The sequence below is a fragment of the Cronobacter sp. 153480017-3 genome, assembly GCF_053627815.1.
The window spans coordinates 42,309-61,307 of sequence record NZ_JBSEYN010000009.1; the positions used below are offsets into that span (position 1 = coordinate 42,309).

Annotated in this window: 18 protein-coding genes; 11 read left to right on the forward strand and 7 right to left on the reverse strand. The window is 55.2% G+C overall.

Translation table 11 applies throughout. The annotated features are described in order from the left end of the window. Nucleotides 1-55: 55 nt before the first annotated feature. Both yhcN and argR read right to left on the reverse strand, forming a co-directional pair. Entirely contained in the window at nucleotides 56-319 is a 264-nt protein-coding gene (gene yhcN / locus ACUW6V_RS17720) for a peroxide/acid stress response protein YhcN (RefSeq protein WP_454038727.1), read from the reverse strand. A 361-nt stretch (nucleotides 320-680) separates the two neighbouring features. Further along, nucleotides 681-1,151: a transcriptional regulator ArgR gene (gene argR, locus ACUW6V_RS17725; RefSeq protein ID WP_004385120.1), complete on the reverse strand. Its 471-nt coding sequence runs from the start codon at nucleotides 1,149-1,151 to the stop codon at nucleotides 681-683. A 436-nt stretch (nucleotides 1,152-1,587) separates the two neighbouring features. Here argR and mdh point away from each other — a divergent pair, with 436 nt between their 5' ends. Continuing rightward, the gene (mdh, locus tag ACUW6V_RS17730) at nucleotides 1,588-2,526 is read left to right on the forward strand and encodes a malate dehydrogenase (RefSeq protein ID WP_004385118.1); all 939 of its coding nucleotides are present in this window, start codon (nucleotides 1,588-1,590) and stop codon (nucleotides 2,524-2,526) included. Between the two features lie 60 nt (nucleotides 2,527-2,586). Here mdh and degS read toward each other — a convergent pair whose 3' ends face one another. The 3 genes from degS to zapG all read right to left on the reverse strand — a co-directional run bounded on the left by degS (nucleotide 2,587) and on the right by zapG (nucleotide 5,683). Next, a complete protein-coding gene (degS, locus tag ACUW6V_RS17735; protein WP_004385116.1) occupies nucleotides 2,587-3,654 on the reverse strand; it encodes an outer membrane-stress sensor serine endopeptidase DegS in 1,068 nt (355 codons plus the stop codon). Between the two features lie 90 nt (nucleotides 3,655-3,744). After that, on the reverse strand, nucleotides 3,745-5,112 hold the full coding sequence (gene degQ, locus ACUW6V_RS17740; protein ID WP_004385114.1) for a serine endoprotease DegQ: 1,368 nt from the start codon (nucleotides 5,110-5,112) through the stop codon (nucleotides 3,745-3,747). A gap of 172 nt (nucleotides 5,113-5,284) precedes the next feature. Continuing rightward, nucleotides 5,285-5,683: a Z-ring associated protein ZapG gene (zapG, locus tag ACUW6V_RS17745; protein WP_004385113.1), complete on the reverse strand. Its 399-nt coding sequence runs from the start codon at nucleotides 5,681-5,683 to the stop codon at nucleotides 5,285-5,287. A gap of 203 nt (nucleotides 5,684-5,886) precedes the next feature. Here zapG and zapE point away from each other — a divergent pair, with 203 nt between their 5' ends. The 10 genes from zapE (at nucleotide 5,887) to nanQ (ending at nucleotide 14,567) form a co-directional block, all read left to right on the forward strand. Further along, nucleotides 5,887-7,023 (forward strand): cell division protein ZapE, encoded by a 1,137-nt coding sequence (gene zapE, locus ACUW6V_RS17750; protein WP_038859717.1) that lies wholly within the window; start codon nucleotides 5,887-5,889, stop codon nucleotides 7,021-7,023. Nucleotides 7,024-7,273: 250 nt separating this feature from the next. Beyond that, nucleotides 7,274-7,702, forward strand: a complete 429-nt coding sequence (gene rplM / locus ACUW6V_RS17755) for a 50S ribosomal protein L13 (protein ID WP_002437467.1) — start codon at nucleotides 7,274-7,276, stop codon at nucleotides 7,700-7,702. A gap of 14 nt (nucleotides 7,703-7,716) precedes the next feature. Then, on the forward strand, nucleotides 7,717-8,109 hold the full coding sequence (rpsI, locus tag ACUW6V_RS17760; RefSeq protein ID WP_000829818.1) for a 30S ribosomal protein S9: 393 nt from the start codon (nucleotides 7,717-7,719) through the stop codon (nucleotides 8,107-8,109). A gap of 313 nt (nucleotides 8,110-8,422) precedes the next feature. Further along, a complete protein-coding gene (gene sspA / locus ACUW6V_RS17765; protein ID WP_004385111.1) occupies nucleotides 8,423-9,064 on the forward strand; it encodes a stringent starvation protein SspA in 642 nt (213 codons plus the stop codon). Nucleotides 9,065-9,069: 5 nt separating this feature from the next. Then, the gene (sspB, locus tag ACUW6V_RS17770; RefSeq protein ID WP_004385110.1) at nucleotides 9,070-9,561 is read left to right on the forward strand and encodes a ClpXP protease specificity-enhancing factor; all 492 of its coding nucleotides are present in this window, start codon (nucleotides 9,070-9,072) and stop codon (nucleotides 9,559-9,561) included. A 99-nt stretch (nucleotides 9,562-9,660) separates the two neighbouring features. Beyond that, the gene (nanR, locus tag ACUW6V_RS17775; protein ID WP_029039433.1) at nucleotides 9,661-10,452 is read left to right on the forward strand and encodes a transcriptional regulator NanR; all 792 of its coding nucleotides are present in this window, start codon (nucleotides 9,661-9,663) and stop codon (nucleotides 10,450-10,452) included. Between the two features lie 134 nt (nucleotides 10,453-10,586). Continuing rightward, nucleotides 10,587-11,489 (forward strand): N-acetylneuraminate lyase, encoded by a 903-nt coding sequence (gene nanA / locus ACUW6V_RS17780; RefSeq protein WP_054624589.1) that lies wholly within the window; start codon nucleotides 10,587-10,589, stop codon nucleotides 11,487-11,489. A gap of 96 nt (nucleotides 11,490-11,585) precedes the next feature. Next, a complete protein-coding gene (locus ACUW6V_RS17785) occupies nucleotides 11,586-13,076 on the forward strand; it encodes an MFS transporter (RefSeq protein WP_063265435.1) in 1,491 nt (496 codons plus the stop codon). Nucleotides 13,077-13,230: 154 nt separating this feature from the next. After that, nucleotides 13,231-14,106, forward strand: coding sequence for an N-acetylmannosamine kinase (nanK, locus tag ACUW6V_RS17790; protein WP_454038728.1), 876 nt, complete (start codon nucleotides 13,231-13,233; stop codon nucleotides 14,104-14,106). Beyond that, nucleotides 14,103-14,567, forward strand: coding sequence for an N-acetylneuraminate anomerase (gene nanQ / locus ACUW6V_RS17795; protein WP_454038729.1), 465 nt, complete (start codon nucleotides 14,103-14,105; stop codon nucleotides 14,565-14,567). Before nanK ends, nanQ begins: the two co-directional genes overlap by 4 nt. A gap of 51 nt (nucleotides 14,568-14,618) precedes the next feature. Here the strand turns inward: nanQ and ACUW6V_RS17800 are convergent, their stop codons facing one another. Together ACUW6V_RS17800 and ACUW6V_RS17805 are read right to left on the reverse strand one after the other, a co-directional pair. Continuing rightward, entirely contained in the window at nucleotides 14,619-17,198 is a 2,580-nt protein-coding gene (locus ACUW6V_RS17800) for an autotransporter family protein (protein WP_454038730.1), read from the reverse strand. Nucleotides 17,199-17,567: 369 nt separating this feature from the next. Beyond that, nucleotides 17,568-18,986, reverse strand: coding sequence for a glutamate synthase small subunit (locus tag ACUW6V_RS17805; protein ID WP_023899580.1), 1,419 nt, complete (start codon nucleotides 18,984-18,986; stop codon nucleotides 17,568-17,570). Nucleotides 18,987-18,999 lie beyond the last annotated feature (13 nt).

Consider the following 18,999-nt stretch of genomic DNA (forward strand, 5'->3'; position numbering starts at 1 on the left):
ATTACTTTCGTCGTGCGTAAACGCCTGACGGTTATAACGCTTATTTATAAAGCTCTTATTTATAAAGCTCTGCAGTGGCGTGCCAGTGGTCGCCAGTACGGGCTTCAATCACGCGATACGCGGTTGCGCCTTTCGCTTCTGCTTTTTCATTCAGCATCGCACGCAGATCCATCGGAGCCGCGTTTACGGCGTCAACAGAAACGGTACCGATAGACTGACGGTTCTGCGCCTGTTCTGCGTTGATGGAGTCCGCCGCGAAAACGCCGAAGGACAGCATGGAGAGAAGTGTCAGGGCTGTTACAGTAGATGTAGTTTTCATGTTCTTTTCCTCGTCGTAATTGTTATCGGTGGGGTCTTATTGTGTGACCCTCATCACAAAAACAAGTATACACTAGTTACCCGAAAAATTAATACGATCCTAATTATTTACTATGAAACTTTGTTCGGTCCGGACATGGTTTTTATTACCGATCATTATAAAAATGAGGGTAAAAAGTCCGTTTTCAGATCAATTTTTCGATAAATCAATAGATTGAGTGAATTTGACGATTTGTGCGGTCTTCAGACGTTCTCGCAGCCGTAGCGGCAAAAAACAGGTGGATGACGCGGTTCGGGTATTAAAAGAAAGTGGAAATACGAAGGGAAGAGGATAACCGCCGGAAGATCCGGCGGCACAGCGCTTAGAGTTCCTGCTCAAACAATACCAGAATGGCTTCGTAGAGATCTTTCACCGTAAAGCCACGCGCGGGCGTGGTAAAGATAGTGTCGTCACCCGCAATGGTGCCCAGAATCCCTTCGGCTTTACCGAGTGAATCCAGCAGACGCGCGATAAGCTGCGCGGCACCGGGGCTGGTGTGAATCACCACCACTGCGTCGTTATAGTCGATATCCAGCACCAGATTTTTCAGCGGGCTGGAGGTCGTCGGCACGCCAAGCTCAACCGGCAGGCAGTACACCATCTCCATTTTGGCGTTGCGGGTACGCACGGCGCCAAATTTCGTTAACATGCGGGAGACTTTGGACTGGTTGATGTTCTCGAAACCCTGATCCTGAAGCGCCTGGACGATTTCGCCCTGGGAACTGAACTTCTCTTCTTTTAGTAAGGCCTTGAAGGCTTTGACTAATTCTTCTTGTTTTGCGGAGCTACGCATATATCACCCGTATACAGGCCAATAAACAACATTATTATGCATTGTGATGAATTTTTATGCAAATGGTCTGCCTTGCGGCGGGCTGAAATAATGTTATGAAAGAGACGAATTTTATCAAATTACGTTATCGAGGAACATGCCTGCGTCACGACTCGCAAATAAGGCTTTAAGTAAACTAAATGTTATCAAAATGATGTTGTTTTGATGCTTGAAGAGGGTGTAATGTAACCGCCTGTTGAGATGTTGCTTCGGTAGTGACCCGGCGGTATTCGCGTCATCTGCACCCGGGCGAGAAGGCCGCATCGCTTTCAGTTAAACCGCGCTACGATCGCAAACTGCGGGCGAAAAGAGTGCTATAACTTCCTCCCAGGATGATTATGGTCGCCACCTCATGGAGTAACGGCACACAATTGCTAACCATAATAAGGAGTTTAGGATGAAAGTTGCAGTCCTCGGCGCGGCAGGCGGTATCGGCCAGGCGCTTGCCCTTCTACTCAAGACCCAACTGCCTTCAGGTTCAGAACTCTCTCTGTATGACATTGCGCCGGTAACCCCAGGGGTTGCGGTGGATTTGAGTCATATCCCGACCGACGTGAAAATCAAAGGTTTCTCCGGTGAAGACGCCAAACCGGCGCTGGAAGGCGCTGATGTGGTGCTGATCTCCGCAGGCGTTGCCCGTAAACCGGGTATGGATCGCTCTGACCTGTTCAACGTGAACGCGGGTATTGTGAAAAACCTGATTCAGCAGGTGGCGACCACCTGCCCGAAAGCCTGCATCGGCATCATCACCAACCCGGTGAACACCACGGTCGCTATCGCGGCTGAAGTGCTGAAAAAAGCAGGCGTATATGACAAGAACAAACTGTTTGGCGTGACCACGCTGGACATCATCCGCTCCAACACCTTTGTGGCGGAACTGAAAGGGAAAAAACCGGCTGAGCTGGACGTGCCGGTGATCGGCGGTCACTCTGGCGTGACCATTCTGCCGCTGCTCTCGCAGATCCCGGGCGTCAACTTCACCGATCAGGAAGTGGCCGATCTGACTAAACGCATCCAGAATGCGGGCACCGAAGTGGTGGAAGCGAAAGCGGGCGGGGGCTCTGCGACCCTCTCTATGGGTCAGGCGGCCGCGCGTTTCGGTCTCTCCCTGGTGCGTGCGCTGCAGGGCGAGCAGGGCGTGGTGGAATGCGCTTATGTGGAAGGCGACGGCGAATATGCCCGCTTCTTCTCTCAGCCGCTGCTGCTGGGTAAAAACGGCATTGAAGAGCGTAAACCGATCGGCACGCTGAGCGCTTATGAACAGCAAGCGCTGGAAGGCATGCTGGATACGCTGAAAAAAGATATCGCCCTGGGCGAAGAGTTCGTTAACAAGTAAGCGTTAACGAGCAAAAAAAACCGGAACGCAGGTTCCGGTTTTTTTATGCCTGCGATTCCGTTATTCCGGTGTCGCCGGGTATTCTTGAATCGTTACCTGAATGGTGAGCTTGCGGTCGTTTCGCATTACTTCCACCGGGATCACCGAGCCAGGACGGATTTCCGCTACCTGGTCCATGGTTTCCAGCGCGGAGATGGCGGGCTTGTTGTTAACCGACACAATCACATCATTCACCTGAATGCCTGCGCGTGCGGCAGGGCCGTCCTGCGCCACATCGTTCACCACAATCCCCTGTATCTGATCGATACCCGCCGCTGGCGTGTGCATCGGCGTAATTTCACGTCCGCTGATACCGATATAACCGCGGATCACGCGCCCGTCGCGGATAAGTTTTTCCATAATGCGCGTGGCAAGCTGTGTTGGGATCGCAAAACCGATGCCTTCCGGCGTTTCGCCGTCGTTGCTCTTATCAAAGGAGAGTGTGTTGATGCCCATCAGCTCGCCAAGCGAGTTCACCAGCGCGCCGCCGGAGTTGCCGTGGTTGATGGAGGCATCGGTTTGCAGGAAATTCTGGCGTCCGGACGGGTTCAGGCCGATTCGCCCGGTGGCGCTGATAATCCCCTGCGTAATGGTCTGCCCGAGGTTGTACGGGTTACCTATTGCCATGACGACATCGCCAATATGCGGCATTCGCTGTGGGTTGATGGGAATTACCGGCAGGGCGGTCGCGTTAATTTTCAGCACGGCCAGATCGGTCAGGCTGTCTGAACCTACCAGCAGCGCTTCAAACACGCGGCCATCCTGCAGCGCCACGATAATCTGATCGGCGTCGTTGATGACATGTTTGTTAGTCAGAATATAGCCGCGCTGATCCATGATAACGCCGGAGCCGAGCGTGCGAATTTCCAGCTGGCTGCGATTGCTGCCGCCGAGGCTGCGATTATAGACGTTCACGACCGCAGGCGCAGCACGGCGCACCGCCCGGTTATAACTCACGGGCGTTTCATCGACGCTGTCGAGCTTTTGCTGCAACAGCGGATTATAAGGGCGCAGGGAAGGTACGAGCGTCAGCAGCAACGCGGCGACAATCAACCCCGCAATAACCGAGCGTAAAAGCTTCAGAAACATGTGTATGGAATAAGTAGTCAGGGGACGGGCGCAGCATATCATGAGTTAAACGGACATCACACGCGGCGTGATGTCCGTTGTCTCAGTTTATTAACGCAGCAGTAAATAGAGGCTGTCGTTACCGCGCACAATATGCAGCGCGATGATGGCAGGCTTGCTTTCCAGCAGCTTGCGCATTTCAGCGATGGAGCTAACGCGCGCCCGGTTTACGCCAACGATCACGTCATCTTTCTGCAGGCCCGCCTGGGCCGCGGCGCTGCCTTTTTCGACGCTATTAATGGTAATGCCTTTGGTGCCGTCTTTAAGCTGGCCGTCGCTTAACGTCGCGCCCTGTAAGGCTGGCGCGATGATATCGGCGCTGGCGGAAGAAGACGTGCTTTTATCAAGCGTCACTTCCACTTCCTGGGCTTTACCGTCGCGCAGCAGCCCCAGCTTCACTTTCGTGCCAGGCTCGGTGGTGGCGATGCGCGAGCGCAGTTCGGCGAAGCTGTTCAGCGGGCGGCCATTGAGGCTTACGATCACGTCGCCCGCTTTAATGCCTGCTTTAGCGGAGCCCGAGTTTGGCAGCACTTCGCTAACGAACGCGCCGCGCTGGGTATTCAGGTTGAACGCTTTGGCGATATCAGCGCTCATCTCGGTGCCTTTAATGCCGAGCAGACCGCGTTTCACCTCGCCTGACTGCATCAGCTGTTTAGCGAGCGTCTGGGCCATATTCGCCGGAATAGCGAAACCGATACCGACGCTGCCGCCGCCCGGCGCGAGAATCGCGGTGTTGATACCGATAAGCTCGCCGTTGAGGTTCAGCAGTGCGCCGCCGGAGTTACCGCGGTTAATGGACGCATCGGTCTGAATAAAGTTTTCGAAGCCTTCGAGATTAAGCCCGCTGCGGCCTAACGCCGAGACAATGCCGGACGTCGCCGTCTGGCCGAGCCCGAACGGGTTGCCGACGGCCACCACGAAATCGCCGACGCGCAGTTTATCGGAATCCGCTATCTGAATTTGCGTCAGGTTGCTGGCGTTTTGCAGCTGGATCAGAGCGATATCGCTCTGGTCGTCGCCGCCAATCAGTTTGGCGTCGAACTCTCGGCCGTCATTGAGCTGAACGCTGATTTTCTGGGCATGATTAATCACGTGATTATTGGTGAGCACATAGCCTTTCGCGGCGTCGATAATCACACCGGAGCCGAGACCTTCAAACGGCTGCGCCTGCTGGTCTGGCATCGATTCGCCGAAAAACTTTTTGAGTTCTTCCGGCACGCGCTGTTCCTGCACGGCGGTGCCTTCCACCCGCACGCTCACAACCGCAGGTAGCACTTTTTCCAGCATCGGCGCGAGGCTTGGGATCGCAGGCTGGCCCGGCACCTGCGATGGCAGCGCAGCGAGCACCGGCGCGGGCGCCGACAGAGATAAACCGAGACTTAACGCTAACGCACTTAACAGCAGGGTTTGTTTTTTCATGAACGCAGCTCTCGCAACCTGGTTATAAAAGTCACCTGAAAACACGGATATTATTGAATTCTCAATGTCGTAACAATGCTGTCATCGGGACGGCAGCGCTCAGAATAAGCATAGTCAGCGCCCAAAGAAAAGCGGGCGCAAATGCGCCCGACGGTAAGGATAGTTAGCTGAATCAGTTGCGCTTCGCGCCGGTACGCAACAGACCAGACGCGCTGTCCGAATAGTCGCGCGGCATCTGGACCGGCGCCTGATCGTTGCTCGCTTCCGATTCCGCAAGGCGATTGCGGAACGGGTTGGTCTCTGCGGACATTTCCGGCAGCAGGCTGCTGGAGCTTTTCGCCATGTGCTGATACAGCTGACGATAGTCGTGCGCCATGTTATCCAGCAGTTCGGCGCTGCGGGCGAAGTGGCTGACCAGTTCTTCGCGGTAGTCGTCAAGCTCCGCTTTGTTTTTCTCAAGCTCGTACTGCAGAGCCTGCTGTTGACGTAATTTGCGGTTACCGAAACGCATAGCGACGGCGCCGATAATGATGCCGACGACTAACCCAATAAGCGCATATTCCCAAGTCATGAACATCTCCCGTTGTCTTGTGATTCCGTAGGGTGGTAACGGCGAGGCTTGGTTTCTCGTCTGCGTGCCGTCGACCGGTAAACCCACTATAACCGCTAATTCAGGAGAAGTGGAATCCTGGAGCGGCATGGCGTAGTGTAGAGCGGCCTTTTTTTGGCCAAAATAACGCTGCGGCGAACGTTTTCAGGAAGTAAGAATAATATATGCAGAGCATCTCTCCGACATCGCGCTACCAACAGGCCCTGAAAGAGGGCACCCATCAGCCGGACGACGTCCAGCATGAAGCGGTAAATCGTCTGAATCTTATCTGGCAGGGGCTTTCGCAGAAAACCGACGCGCCTGCGCCTGCTCGTGGCGGCCTGCTGACCAAAGTCGGCAAGCTGTTTGGCAAACGCGAAGAGACGGCCAGTGAAGCGCCGGTACGCGGCTTATATATGTGGGGCGGCGTCGGGCGCGGAAAAACCTGGCTGATGGATCTGTTCTTTCATAGCCTGCCGGGCGAGCGCAAACTCAGGCTGCACTTTCACCGCTTTATGCTGCGCGTGCATGAAGAGCTCGCCGCGCTGCAAGGGCAGACCGATCCGCTGGAAGTGGTTGCTGACGGCTTTAAAGCGCAGGCGGACGTTATCTGCTTCGATGAATTTTTTGTCTCCGATATTACGGATGCCATGCTGCTTGGTGGCCTGATGCAGGCGCTGTTCGCGCGCGGCATTACGCTTGTCGCGACGTCAAACATTCCGCCCGATGAGTTGTATCGTAACGGCCTGCAGCGCACGCGTTTTCTGCCGGCTATCGAGGCGATTAAAGCGCACTGCGATGTGATGAACGTCGATGCGGGTATCGATTACCGCCTGCGCACGCTGACTCAGGCGCATTTGTGGCTCTCGCCGCGAAGCGAGGAGACGGCGCGCCAGATGGACAAACTCTGGCAGGCGCTGGCGGGCGCACCGCGTAACGCCGCGGCGGCACCGTCGCTTGAGATTAACCATCGCCCGCTGCCGACGCTTGGTGTGGAAAACCAGACGCTGGCCGCGTCCTTCGCCACCTTATGCGTGGACGCGCGCAGCCAGCATGACTACATCGCGCTGTCGCGCCAGTTCCATACCGTGCTGTTGTTTGACGTGCCGGTGATGACCACTTCCACCGAGAACGCGGCGCGGCGCTTTATCGCGCTGGTGGATGAGTTTTATGAACGCCAGGTGAAGCTGGTGGTCTCGGCGGATGCGCCGCTGGATGACATCTATCAGGGCGAGCAACTGCAGTTTGAATTTAAGCGTTGCCTCTCGCGTTTGCAGGAGATGCAGAGCGAGGAATACCTCAAACGCCCGCATCTGGCCTGACGCCTGACCGCTCCTCTGCCCGCAGGGGAGCGAATTCGGGGAATTTCCTCATAAAAGGGGTCGATCTTTATACTCGACTTCTCTATAATCTTGCGACCCCACGTTACAACAAAGTTTTTTTCCCGAAACTTTTGTGTGCCGAAAACATATCCGAGGGGGTAGGTTTGCGGACTTTGTCGTGTGAACCTCAACTCAATTTAAGCGTTTGGGTGTTCGCCAACGTGTAACTCTATATTTGGGTAAGCTTTTAATGAAAACTTTTACAGCTAAACCAGAAACCGTAAAACGCGACTGGTACGTTGTTGACGCGACCGGTAAAACTCTGGGCCGTCTGGCTACCGAACTGGCTCGTCGCCTGCGCGGTAAGCACAAAGCGGAATACACTCCGCACGTTGATACCGGTGATTACATCATCGTTCTGAACGCAGAAAAAGTTGCTGTAACCGGCAACAAGCGTTCTGACAAAATGTACTACCACCACACTGGCCACATCGGTGGTATCAAAGAAGCGACCTTTGAAGAGATGATTGCCCGCCGTCCTGAGCGCGTAATTGAAATCGCGGTTAAAGGCATGCTGCCGAAAGGCCCTTTGGGCCGTGCTATGTACCGTAAACTGAAAGTTTACGCGGGCAACGAGCACAACCACGCGGCGCAGCAACCGCAAGTTCTGGACATCTAATCGGGATTATGGCAATGGCTGAAAATCAATACTACGGCACTGGTCGCCGCAAAAGCTCCGCCGCTCGTGTGTTTATCAAACCGGGCAACGGTAAAATCGTTATCAACCAGCGTTCTCTGGAACAGTACTTCGGTCGCGAAACTGCCCGCATGGTAGTTCGTCAGCCGCTGGAACTGGTCGACATGGTTGAGAAACTGGATCTGTACATCACCGTTAAAGGTGGTGGTATCTCCGGTCAGGCTGGTGCGATCCGTCACGGTATCACCCGCGCTCTGATGGAGTACGATGAGTCTCTGCGCTCTGAACTGCGTAAAGCTGGCTTCGTTACTCGTGACGCTCGTCAGGTTGAACGTAAGAAAGTCGGTCTGCGTAAAGCACGTCGTCGTCCGCAGTTCTCCAAACGTTAATCCTTTTCTGCTTTGGCAGAATCGAATTGGCGAAAAACCCGGCACAACGCCGGGTTTTTTTATGCCCGGAATTTTTATCTGGCCGCTAATCTACTGAAATCCCGCCCATTTACGGCAATCGGATAAAACCTCTCACCACAAGCTGCGCAAAATCTGGTAAACTATCATCCAATTTTGTGCCCAAATGCTGGTAACTGTTCACGTTTTGTTCGTTTTAGAGACGGAAGAAAGTTCGGCACGGAAGGGTGATTAATAAGGCCAGTCGTGTTTGCGGCTGGTAGCAGTAACTTTCTGAATATACCTGGAGGTTTTCATGGCTGTCGCTGCCAACAAACGTTCGGTAATGACGCTGTTTTCTGGTCCTACTGATATCTACAGCCATCAGGTCCGCATTGTGCTGGCTGAGAAAGGTGTCAGCTTTGAAATTGAGCATGTGGAAACGGATAACCTGCCGCAGGATCTGATTGACCTCAACCCAAATCAAAGCGTGCCGACGCTGGTAGACCGTGAACTGACTCTGTGGGAGTCGCGCATCATTATGGAATATCTTGATGAGCGTTTCCCGCACCCGCCGTTAATGCCGGTGTACCCGGTGGCCCGCGGTGAAAGCCGCCTGTATATGCACCGTATCGAGAAAGACTGGTACTCGCTGATGAACGTGATTGTCAGCGGTTCCGCCCAGGAAGCCGATAACGCGCGTAAACAGCTGCGTGAAGAGCTGCTGGCTATCGCGCCGGTATTCGGTCAGAAGCCCTATTTCCTGAGCGATGAGTTCAGCCTGGTGGATTGCTATCTGGCACCGCTGCTGTGGCGTCTGCCGCAGTTAGGTGTTGAGTTCAGCGGTGCGGGCGCTAAAGAGCTCAAAGGTTATATGACTCGCGTGTTTGAGCGTGATTCGTTCCTGGCTTCGCTGACCGAAGCCGAGCGCGAAATCCGTCTGCAAACCCGGGGCTAAACCTTATGGATATCTCTCAGCTCTCTCCACGTCGTCCTTATCTGTTGCGTGCCTTCTATGAATGGCTGCTGGATAACCAGCTGACGCCGCACCTGGTCGTGGATGTGACGCTGCCGGGCGTGCTGGTGCCGCTGGAGTACGCGCGCGACGGGCAAATTGTTCTCAATATCGCGCCGCGCGCGGTCGGTAATCTGGAACTGGCGAATGACGAAGTGCGTTTCAACGCCCGTTTCGGCGGCGTACCGCGTCAGGTCACCGTGCCGCTGGCAGCCGTGCTGGCTATCTACGCCCGTGAAAACGGCGCCGGTACGATGTTCGAGCCCGAAGCCGCTTATGATGAAGAGATGGCGAGCCTGAACGACGAAAACAGCGCGGAAGAGCCGGAAACGGTCATGTCTGTCATTGATGGCGATAAGCCTGACGATGCGGATGATAACGATCCGGGTGACGAGCCGCCGCCGCGTGGCGGACGCCCTGCGCTGCGCGTGGTTAAGTAATTCCTGACAGGCCCGATGGGCCTGTTTTGTTATCCGCCCGGTGTTTCGCCAGCCTGAAAATCCTGTGATAGGATGAGTAAAGTGTCACCTTTCAATAACATGCCGTCTATGAACCCATTCGACTCACAATCTGAAGATGCTTCCGACGCTATCGGGCGCAGCCTGGGCCGCCGTCCGCTGGCGCGCAAAAAGCTTTCTGAAATGGTAGAGGAAGAACTGGAGCAGATGATCCGCCGCCGTGAATTTGCGGAAGGGGAGCCGCTGCCTTCCGAGCGTGAGTTAATGGCCTTTTTCAACGTGGGGCGTCCTTCTGTCAGGGAGGCGCTGGCGGCGCTGAAGCGTAAAGGGCTGGTGCAAATCAGTAACGGCGAGCGCGCCCGTGTATCGCGCCCTTCCGCAGACACGATCATTAGCGAGCTCTCCGGTATGGCGAAGGATTTCCTTTCTCATCCGGGCGGCATCGCCCATTTCGAACAGCTACGACTGTTTTTTGAATCCAGCCTGGTGCGCTACGCGGCTGAGAAAGCCACCGACGAACAGCTCGAACGGCTGACCAAAGCGCTGGACATTAATCGCCAGTCGCTCGCGGATAACGCGCAGTTTATCCGCTCGGATGTAGAGTTCCATCGCGTTCTGGCTGAAATCCCCGGTAATCCCATTTTTATGGCCATTCATGTGGCCCTGCTGGACTGGCTTATCGCTGCGCGTCCTGCCGTGCCTGACGCAGAGTTGATTGAGCACAACAATATCAGTTACCAGCAGCACATTGCGATTGTTGACGCTATCCGCAAACGCGATCCTGATGAAGCTGACCGCGCGCTACAAACGCATCTGAACAGTGTTTTTGCGACCTGGCAGACGCTCAGCCAGAAGAAAAAATCCCGCAAATAATTTCGATCCTCCCTGATCAAAGAGTGAAGCCGATCGCATAACCGCGCTTATGTGGCAGGCTGGTGAATATTTGATCTGGTATGACAGGTATAAAGGTATATAGTCATTCTCACTTAACAGATGAGGATGTTCTTATGACCGCACCATTACGCGGGGTGATGCCCGCACTTCTGACCCCTTTTGACCAGCAGCAGCGCCTGGACAAAGAGAGCCTGCGCCGTCTGGTGCGCTTTAACATCAGTCAGGGCATTGACGGCCTGTATGTCGGTGGTTCGACAGGGGAAGCGTTTGTTCAAAGCTGCGCGGAACGCGAAGAGGTACTGGAAATTGTCGCCGAAGAGGCTAAGGGAAAAGTCACGTTAATAGCGCATGTTGGCTGCGTAAGCACGGCGGAAAGCCAGCAACTGGCCGCTGCCGCCAGTCGCTACGGGTTTGACGCGGTGTCTGCCGTCACGCCGTTCTACTACCCGTTTAGTTTTGAAGAACACTGCGACCACTACCGCGCCATTATTGCCTCAGCGGACGGCCTGCCGATGGTGGTTTATAACATTCCGGCGCTAAGCGGCGTCAGGCTGTCGCTTGAGCAGATAAGCACGCTGGTCACGCTGCCTGGCGTCGGCGCGTTAAAGCAAACTTCAGGCGATCTTTACCAGATGGAGCAGATCCGTCGCGCGCATCCGGATCTGGTGCTTTACAACGGCTATGACGAGATCTTCGCATCCGGGCTGCTGGCAGGTGCCGACGGCGGCATTGGCAGCACTTACAACATCATGGGCTGGCGCTACATGCACATCGTGAAAGCGTTAAACGAAGGCGATATCGCCACCGCGCAACGGCTGCAGCGTGACTGCAATCAGGTTATCGATCTGCTTATCAAAACAGGCGTCTTTCGTGGCCTGAAAACCGTTCTTCACTACATGGATGTGGTTTCCGTGCCGCTATGCCGCAAGCCTTTTGCGCCGGTAGCGGAACAGTATCTGCCGGCACTCAAGGCGCTGGCGGCTCAGCTACAACAAGAAAAAGCACAGCTGAGCTGATGACCTCTGTCAGGCCTGTTTGTGTCAGGCCTGACTCCGCTTCACCCGGTACCTTACCTTACAGCGTATGGGCACAGCCCATCGCGGGAGCGTCATATGACTAAAACGACACAACTTATCCCGTGGTATCGTCACCTTAACCGGGCACAATGGCGGGCGTTTTCCGCCGCCTGGCTGGGTTATCTGCTTGATGGTTTCGATTTTGTCTTAATCGCACTGGTATTAACCGAAATTCAGGATGAATTTGGCCTCACTACGATTCAGGCAGCGAGCCTGATTTCCGCCGCGTTTATCTCTCGCTGGTTCGGCGGTTTAATGCTGGGCGCGATGGGCGACCGCTATGGACGACGCCTTGCGATGATCTCAAGCATCGTACTTTTCTCCGTCGGCACACTCGCCTGCGGTTTAGCGCCGGGTTATACCACGCTGTTTATCGCGCGTCTGGTGATAGGTATAGGCATGGCCGGTGAATATGGTGCCAGCGCAACCTATGTCATTGAAAGCTGGCCGAAGGCGTTGCGTAACAAAGCCAGCGGTTTTCTTATCTCAGGATTCTCTGTCGGCGCGGTTGTCGCCGCCTTTGTCTACAGTCTGGTGGTGCCGGTCTGGGGCTGGCGCGCGCTCTTTTTCATCGGCATTCTGCCGATCGTTTTTGCGCTCTGGCTGCGTAAAAATATTCCTGAAGCGCACGACTGGGAGGCGCGCCGTAGCGAAAAGACCCCGGTGCGCACGATGGTCGATATCCTGTATCGTGGCGAACACCGCATTATCAACATCGTATTAACCCTGCTCGCCGCGGTTTCACTCTGGCTCTGCTTTACCGGCGAGCTGAACAGCGCGGTTATTGTCGCGGCACTCGGGCTGGTCTGCGCCGCGATCTTTATCAGCTTCATGGTGCAAAGTAGCGGCCCGCGGTGGCCGACCGGCGTTACGCTGATGGTTATCGTCCTGTTCGCTTTTCTTTATTCATGGCCTATTCAGGCGCTACTGCCGACCTATCTTAAAACCGAACTGGCGTACGAACCGGCAACCGTGGCACGCGTTTTATTCTTCAGCGGCTTTGGCGCGGCGGTGGGCTGCTGCGTGGGCGGTTTTCTCGGTGACTGGCTCGGTACGCGCCGTGCCTATGTGTACAGCCTGCTGGCTTCGCAGGTACTCATCATTCCGGTTTTCGCCATTGGCGGCGCAAATGTCTGGGTGCTGGGCCTGCTGCTTTTCTTCCAGCAAATGCTTGGGCAAGGGATCTCCGGCATTTTACCGAAGCTTATTGGCGGCTATTTCGATACAGACCAGCGTGCCGCGGGGCTCGGGTTTACCTATAACGTCGGTGCGTTGGGCGGCGCGCTGGCGCCCGTACTTGGCGCGCTGATTGCCGAGCGGCTACATCTCGGCGCTGCGCTCTGTTCACTTTCGTTCGGCCTGACGTTTGTCGTTGTCCTGCTGATTGGGCTTGATATGCCTTCGCGGGTGCAACGCTGGCTTCGGCCAGAGGCGTTACGCACGCACGACGCGACGGACGGAAAGCCGCTTAGCGGCGCGCAGGCTGTTAGCGGGCGTAAGCGTGGTCTGGTCAAAAGTAAAAGTTAACCGGCGCCCGGCGGTGCGCCGGGGCGTCTCACCCACAAGGAGTGTCTATGTCTTTACTCTGTCTAATAAATAACGCCAGCGGTGTGTCACGGGCGCTTATCCGCGGGCCTGCGCATCGCCTGTGGTGTTGCAATGTGATGCAAAAGGAGAGGCCATGAACGTACTGGCGATAGACATAGGTGGCACCAAACTGGCTGCCGCAACGGTTGATGCGTCACTGCGTATCACCGGGCGGCGGGAAATACCCACGCCTGCCAGCAAAACGCCGCAAGCGCTCAGCGCGGCGCTTGAGACGTTACTCTCCCCACTGAAAGCGTACGCAGATCGAGTGGCGATTGCGGCTACCGGTGTCATTCACCACGGCGTGCTGACAGCGATGAATCCCGACAATCTCGGCGGTCTTGCGCATTTCCCTTTGACTGAAACCGTATCGCAGATGACCGGCTTACCGTGTCTTGCCGTCAATGATGCGCAGGCGGCTGCCTGGGCGGAATACCATGCGCGCAAAGACATGGTGAGCGAGATGGTGTTTATCACGGTATCTACCGGCGTTGGCGGCGGTGTCATTATTCATGGGCAACTGCAGACAGGGCAGAGCGGCCTGGCGGGGCACTTTGGTCATACGCTTGCCGATCCTGGCGGACCGCGCTGCGGCTGTGGGCGAACAGGGTGTGTGGAGGCTATCGCCTCCGGGCGTGCGCTTGCGGCGGCAGCGACAGACACGCTTGCCGGGCTCGACGCGAAAGCGATTTTTGCGAAAGCCAGCGAGGGCGAGCCTGCGGCGATAGCTCTCGTGGGGCGCTCTGCCCGGACGCTGGCGCGGCTGATTGCCGATCTCAAAGCGGTTACCGACTGTCAGCTCGCGGTGATAGGCGGCAGTATCGGCCTGGCGGACGGTTATTTGTCGCAGGTGCGCGACGCTCTTGCTCGTGAGCCTTCAGCGTTTCAGACGCCTCTTGCGGCGGCACATTATCGTCACGATGCTGGCTTAATCGGGGCCGCGCTACTCGCTCAGGGAGAAAACGTATGATTGCAGGACATATTAAGAACGTTGATGCCGCAGGGCTGCCGCCGGTAATGATTGACGCTATCGTGCAGGCGCTGGAGAGCCATCCGGCGCACAAAGCGCCCGGCAGTTATGTGTTGGGCGAGCGGTTATTAATGAACGTGATGTGTTTTACAACACAGGCTGCGCAGGAAAAGCGTGCTGAACTTCATCAGGACTACATAGACATTCAGATTCTGCTGGAAGGTCAGGAACAGGTGCGTTATGGCCTCGCGGGCAGCGCACGGGAGTGCGGCGAGCGGCATGAGGCCGAGGACTATCAGCTTTGCGCGCGCATTGAGGCAGAGCAGACCATTGTCATGGAGCCTGGCATGTTTATTGTTTTTATGCCGGGTGAGCCGCATAAACCCGGGTGCAGTATCAGGCAGCCAGCGGAAATCAAAAAGGTCGTCTTAAAGCTTCATCGCAGCGCGCTGCGGGCATAAAAAAAGCCCGGTCGTTTCTACCGGGCTGATTAATGATATCTGTGCCTGTGATTACCAGCGATAGTTCACCAGCATGTGGCCAGAATACGCGTTGTAGGAGTTATCGCCCCATTCGCTGCTGACCCGGAAGGAAACGGTGGTTGCGTCATTTACTTTACCGCTGACGCCCGTTTCCAGCTGGAAGCGGTTAGACGGCACGTTTGAGTCCAGCGTCTCGTCGTTAAAGTTCAGATCGCTCATACCGTTGCCGATGAGCCAGTTCACCGCTCCGTAAGGCTGCCAGGCTTCTACAGCTTTCTGATCCACGTAACTTGCCTTGACGCCAATACGGCCCAGCACAGCGTCATTATCCGGCGTATTGATGCGTGTGCCGTTATATTCAACGTGGTCATCCTGATCCAGATTGCTGTAAACCACCTGGCCCTGCGGTTCAAACTTCATGGTGCGCGCTTTCTCTGACGGCACCAGCCAGGCATGGCCGACTTCCAGAGACGCGGCATAGCCCTGGCTGTCATACTTCTCTCCCGGCATATCGTCGCCATTCACCTGGCTGTTATACCAGCTGTAAGACGCCCAGCTGTCGATGTAACTGCCAAGACGCAGTTTCTGATCTTCCTGCCAGGTGGCATACACGCCGACGTTATAACCGTTAACGCGGCCATCTGCCGAGCGCGAATTATGGCGCGCATCTGCAGTGGTGTCGCTGTAGCCTGCGCCCAGCATAAAACCGCTGTGCAGCGTGCCGGTGGAGAGATCTTTGCTCAGGAAGTCGCTGCCTAACTGCACCACGGCGGAGCGGATTTTATATTTCAGATTGCTGTCCGCGAAGTTGCCGTCGTTATACTCGCCTTTAACGTACATCCAGGTATTCAGATCGTCGGCGTCGCGCAGCATCAGTTGATCGCGGTCGTCACGCTTGTGAATAAACATCTGCTGTGCGGCCAGGTAGTTCGCCATATAGACGCCAGCCTCCGGGCGATAAACCTCCGGAGCCGGTGGCGTATCGCCGCCGCCATTATCGTTACCGCCGTTATCACCACCGTTATCGTTACCGCCATTATCGCCGCCATTATCATCCGGGTCTGGCGTTGGATCCGGCGTCGGGTCTGGCGTATCGCTGGCTTTGGACTCCAGATACCAGTTACCGTCGTCGTGCTTATACAGATCGTATTCCCACATGCCCGCCACGACGGGTTTACCGAGCGTGAAGGATGCATCAGACGCGCCGCCAACGCTGATAAGCTCAATACCGTTGATGGTTTGTGCGCCCTGACCGCCGATATTGGCCACTTCAAGTGAGGAGCTGCCAGCGCTATTACCGGTAATGGCGAGATGATCGGTTGGAGAGTTGTCTGCACCCGCCTCGGTATTCATGACGATGCGGCTATTCTCATCGCCGGTGTAGTTGCCGTTAATCGTAAAGGCATTACCAACGCTGTTATTGCCCGCGATTTGCAGCGTGCCCTGGTTGGTCACGTCGCCATTGATGGTGTTACCCGTAGCCGGGGTAGAGGCGTTTTCATTGCCACTGACAGCATTCCAGGACGCCAGTACGCCGCCTGCGGCAATCGCCACGCTGCTGTTGACGGTGCCCGCCGACGCGAGCGTAGCACCGCTATCGATATTAATGATGCCGGTGCCGCCGTCTGGACCCATCGTGGCGTTTTCGGCCACAAGGGTCGTGCCGCCTTTAAGCGTGGCGTCGCCGCTAAAGCTGTTGTTACCCGTGAGCGTTAGCGTGTTGGCGTCTTCTTTGACGAGGTTACCGGTGCCGGAAATATCGCCCGCGAAGATGTAATCTGCCGCCTGGTTGAAAATCAGCGTACCGTTGTTGGTTACGTTACCTTCCAGCGACGCGTTGTCGCCCGTGCCAGTACCGATTTGCAGCGAGGCCGCATCGTTAATTAACGTTGCGCCGCTGTTTTTTACGTCACCGCCGAGCGTCAGGTTGCCGGTTTTGACAATAAGGCTGTCGCCTTCACCCGTCAGATCGACATTACCGGTCAGCGTCCAGTCGCTGCCGTCCATCGTCAGCGATTTAAAACCGTCGCCTTCGTTCGCGCCGGTAAAATTGCTGTCCTCGTTACCGCTGTCGTTCAGGGTAATCGTCGTGTTGGCAGAGCCTGTGGTAATAACATCGCCACCGAGGCTGGAGCCTGCTTTAAGCACCAGCGCATTATTACCGTCGTTTTCGAAAGAAATCGCGTAATCGTTGCCGGAGATAGTGCCGGTATTAACGAGGGTGACATTTTGAGCGTCAGTGACGCTAATGCCGGTATTTACGCTGCTAATCGTTCCTTTATTTTGCAGGGTAAACATGTCTGAGCTTTGCCCGTCAATTTCAACCTGCATGGCATTGCCATAATCATTCTTAATGGTGCCATTATTCGTAAAGGTAACGATGTCTTCACCTTGAACAGAGACGGCAGGTTTGGTTTTTGACGAGGACATCGTCACGTCAGGGTTAACGATATAATCAGTGTCACCGCTGACGATATAACTACTACTGGTATCTTTGGAAATAATAGTTTCTGCATTTGCCATCACTGGCGAGGACAAAACGATAAGCGGGAAAATATTGCGTATCAGCTTTGTGACAACGTTCATCCTGAATGTTTTAGAAGTATCCATAATTACGTCCAATATAATAATGCGTTGAATTAAGTGTCGGCGTCGCGGCAGCTTATTTCATTGTCCTCGTAAATAACATGCTTTCCGAAAGATACAGAATTTATAAATATAATAAAATTATGGTTCTGCCTGTCTTATTTCATACTGAACCCATATTAATAGATGCTGTAAATAATCGGTGAATAATAAACCGTTAGAAGGAAGAGAGCTGGTGAGAAAAGTCAGGAAAAGGAATCAACCGGGAGGCGTTAACCGATGATTGATTACTTTCAGAAGTCTTTTTCTGGAATGAAAAAAAGGTTGCTTTATTGATAAATGAAATAAAAAAGGGAAGCGCGAGGCTTCCCTTTATAACGTCAGACGAAACGGTCAGACTTCGAGGTAGTTCATGATGCCGTCTGCTGCTTTACGGCCTTCAGCAATTGCGGTCACCACCAGATCGGAGCCACGCACGATATCGCCACCCGCGAAGATTTTCGGGTTGCTGGTCTGAAAGGCGTTTTCATTGCCTTCCGGCGCAATCACACGGCCCTGCGAATCCAGCTCCACGCTGTGCTGCGCCAGCCATTCCATGCTGTGCGGACGGAAGCCGAACGCCATCACCACGGCATCAGCCGGCAGCACATGCTCGGAGCCCGGCACGATTTCGGCGCGACGACGGCCTTTTTCATCCGGCTCGCCCATCTGCGTGCGCGCCATTTTCACGCCGCACACTTTGCCGTTGGCGTTAATTTCAACGCCAAGCGGCTGCACGTTGAACTGGAACTCAACGCCTTCTTCGCGCGCGTTTTTCACTTCGCGGCGGGAGCCCGGCATGTTCTCTTCGTCACGACGATAAGCGCAGATGACGTGAGTCGCCCCCTGGCGCACCGAGGTACGCACACAGTCCATCGCGGTATCACCGCCGCCCAGCACCACCACGCGTTTGCCTTCCATACTGATGTACGGCTGCTGCGCGTCTTCTTCAAAGCCCATAATCTGACGGGTATTGGCGATAAGGAACGGCAGCGCTTCATACACGCCCGGCGCGTCTTCGTTTTCCAGCCCGCCGCGCATCGACTGATAGGTGCCGACGCCGAGGAAGACAGCGTCATAATCGCCCAGCAGATCGCTCATCTGGACATCGCGGCCCACTTCGGTATTAAGCCGGAATTCAATCCCCATGCCGGTGAAGATTTCACGACGGCGCGTCATGACTTCTTTTTCGAGCTTAAAGGCCGGAATGCCGAAAGTCAGCAGGCCGCCGATTTCCGGGTTACGGTCAAACACGACCGCTTTCACGCCGTTGCGCGTCAGCACGTCGGCGCACGCGAGGCCTGCCGGGCCTGCGCCCACGATAGCGACGCGTTTGCCGGTCGGCTTCACGCCGGAAAGATCGGGACGCCAGCCCATTTCGAACGCTTTATCGTTGATATAGCGCTCGATGTTGCCGATGGTCACCGCGCCGAATTCGTCATTCAGCGTGCAGGAACCTTCGCACAGGCGATCCTGCGGACAGACGCGGCCGCACACTTCCGGCAGCGTGTTAGTCTGGTGAGACAGCTCAGCGGCTTCGAAAATGCGCCCTTCGTTGGCAAGCTTCAGCCAGTTAGGGATGTAGTTATGGACCGGACATTTCCATTCACAGTAAGGGTTGCCGCACGACAGGCAGCGGTCTGCCTGCGCTTTGGCCTGGCCTTCTGAGAAGGGCTCATAGATTTCCACAAACTCAATTTTACGGATCTTAAGCGGCTTTTTCGGCGGATCAACGCGCTGTAAGTCGATAAATTGGTAAACGTTCTGACTCATCAATCGTGACCTC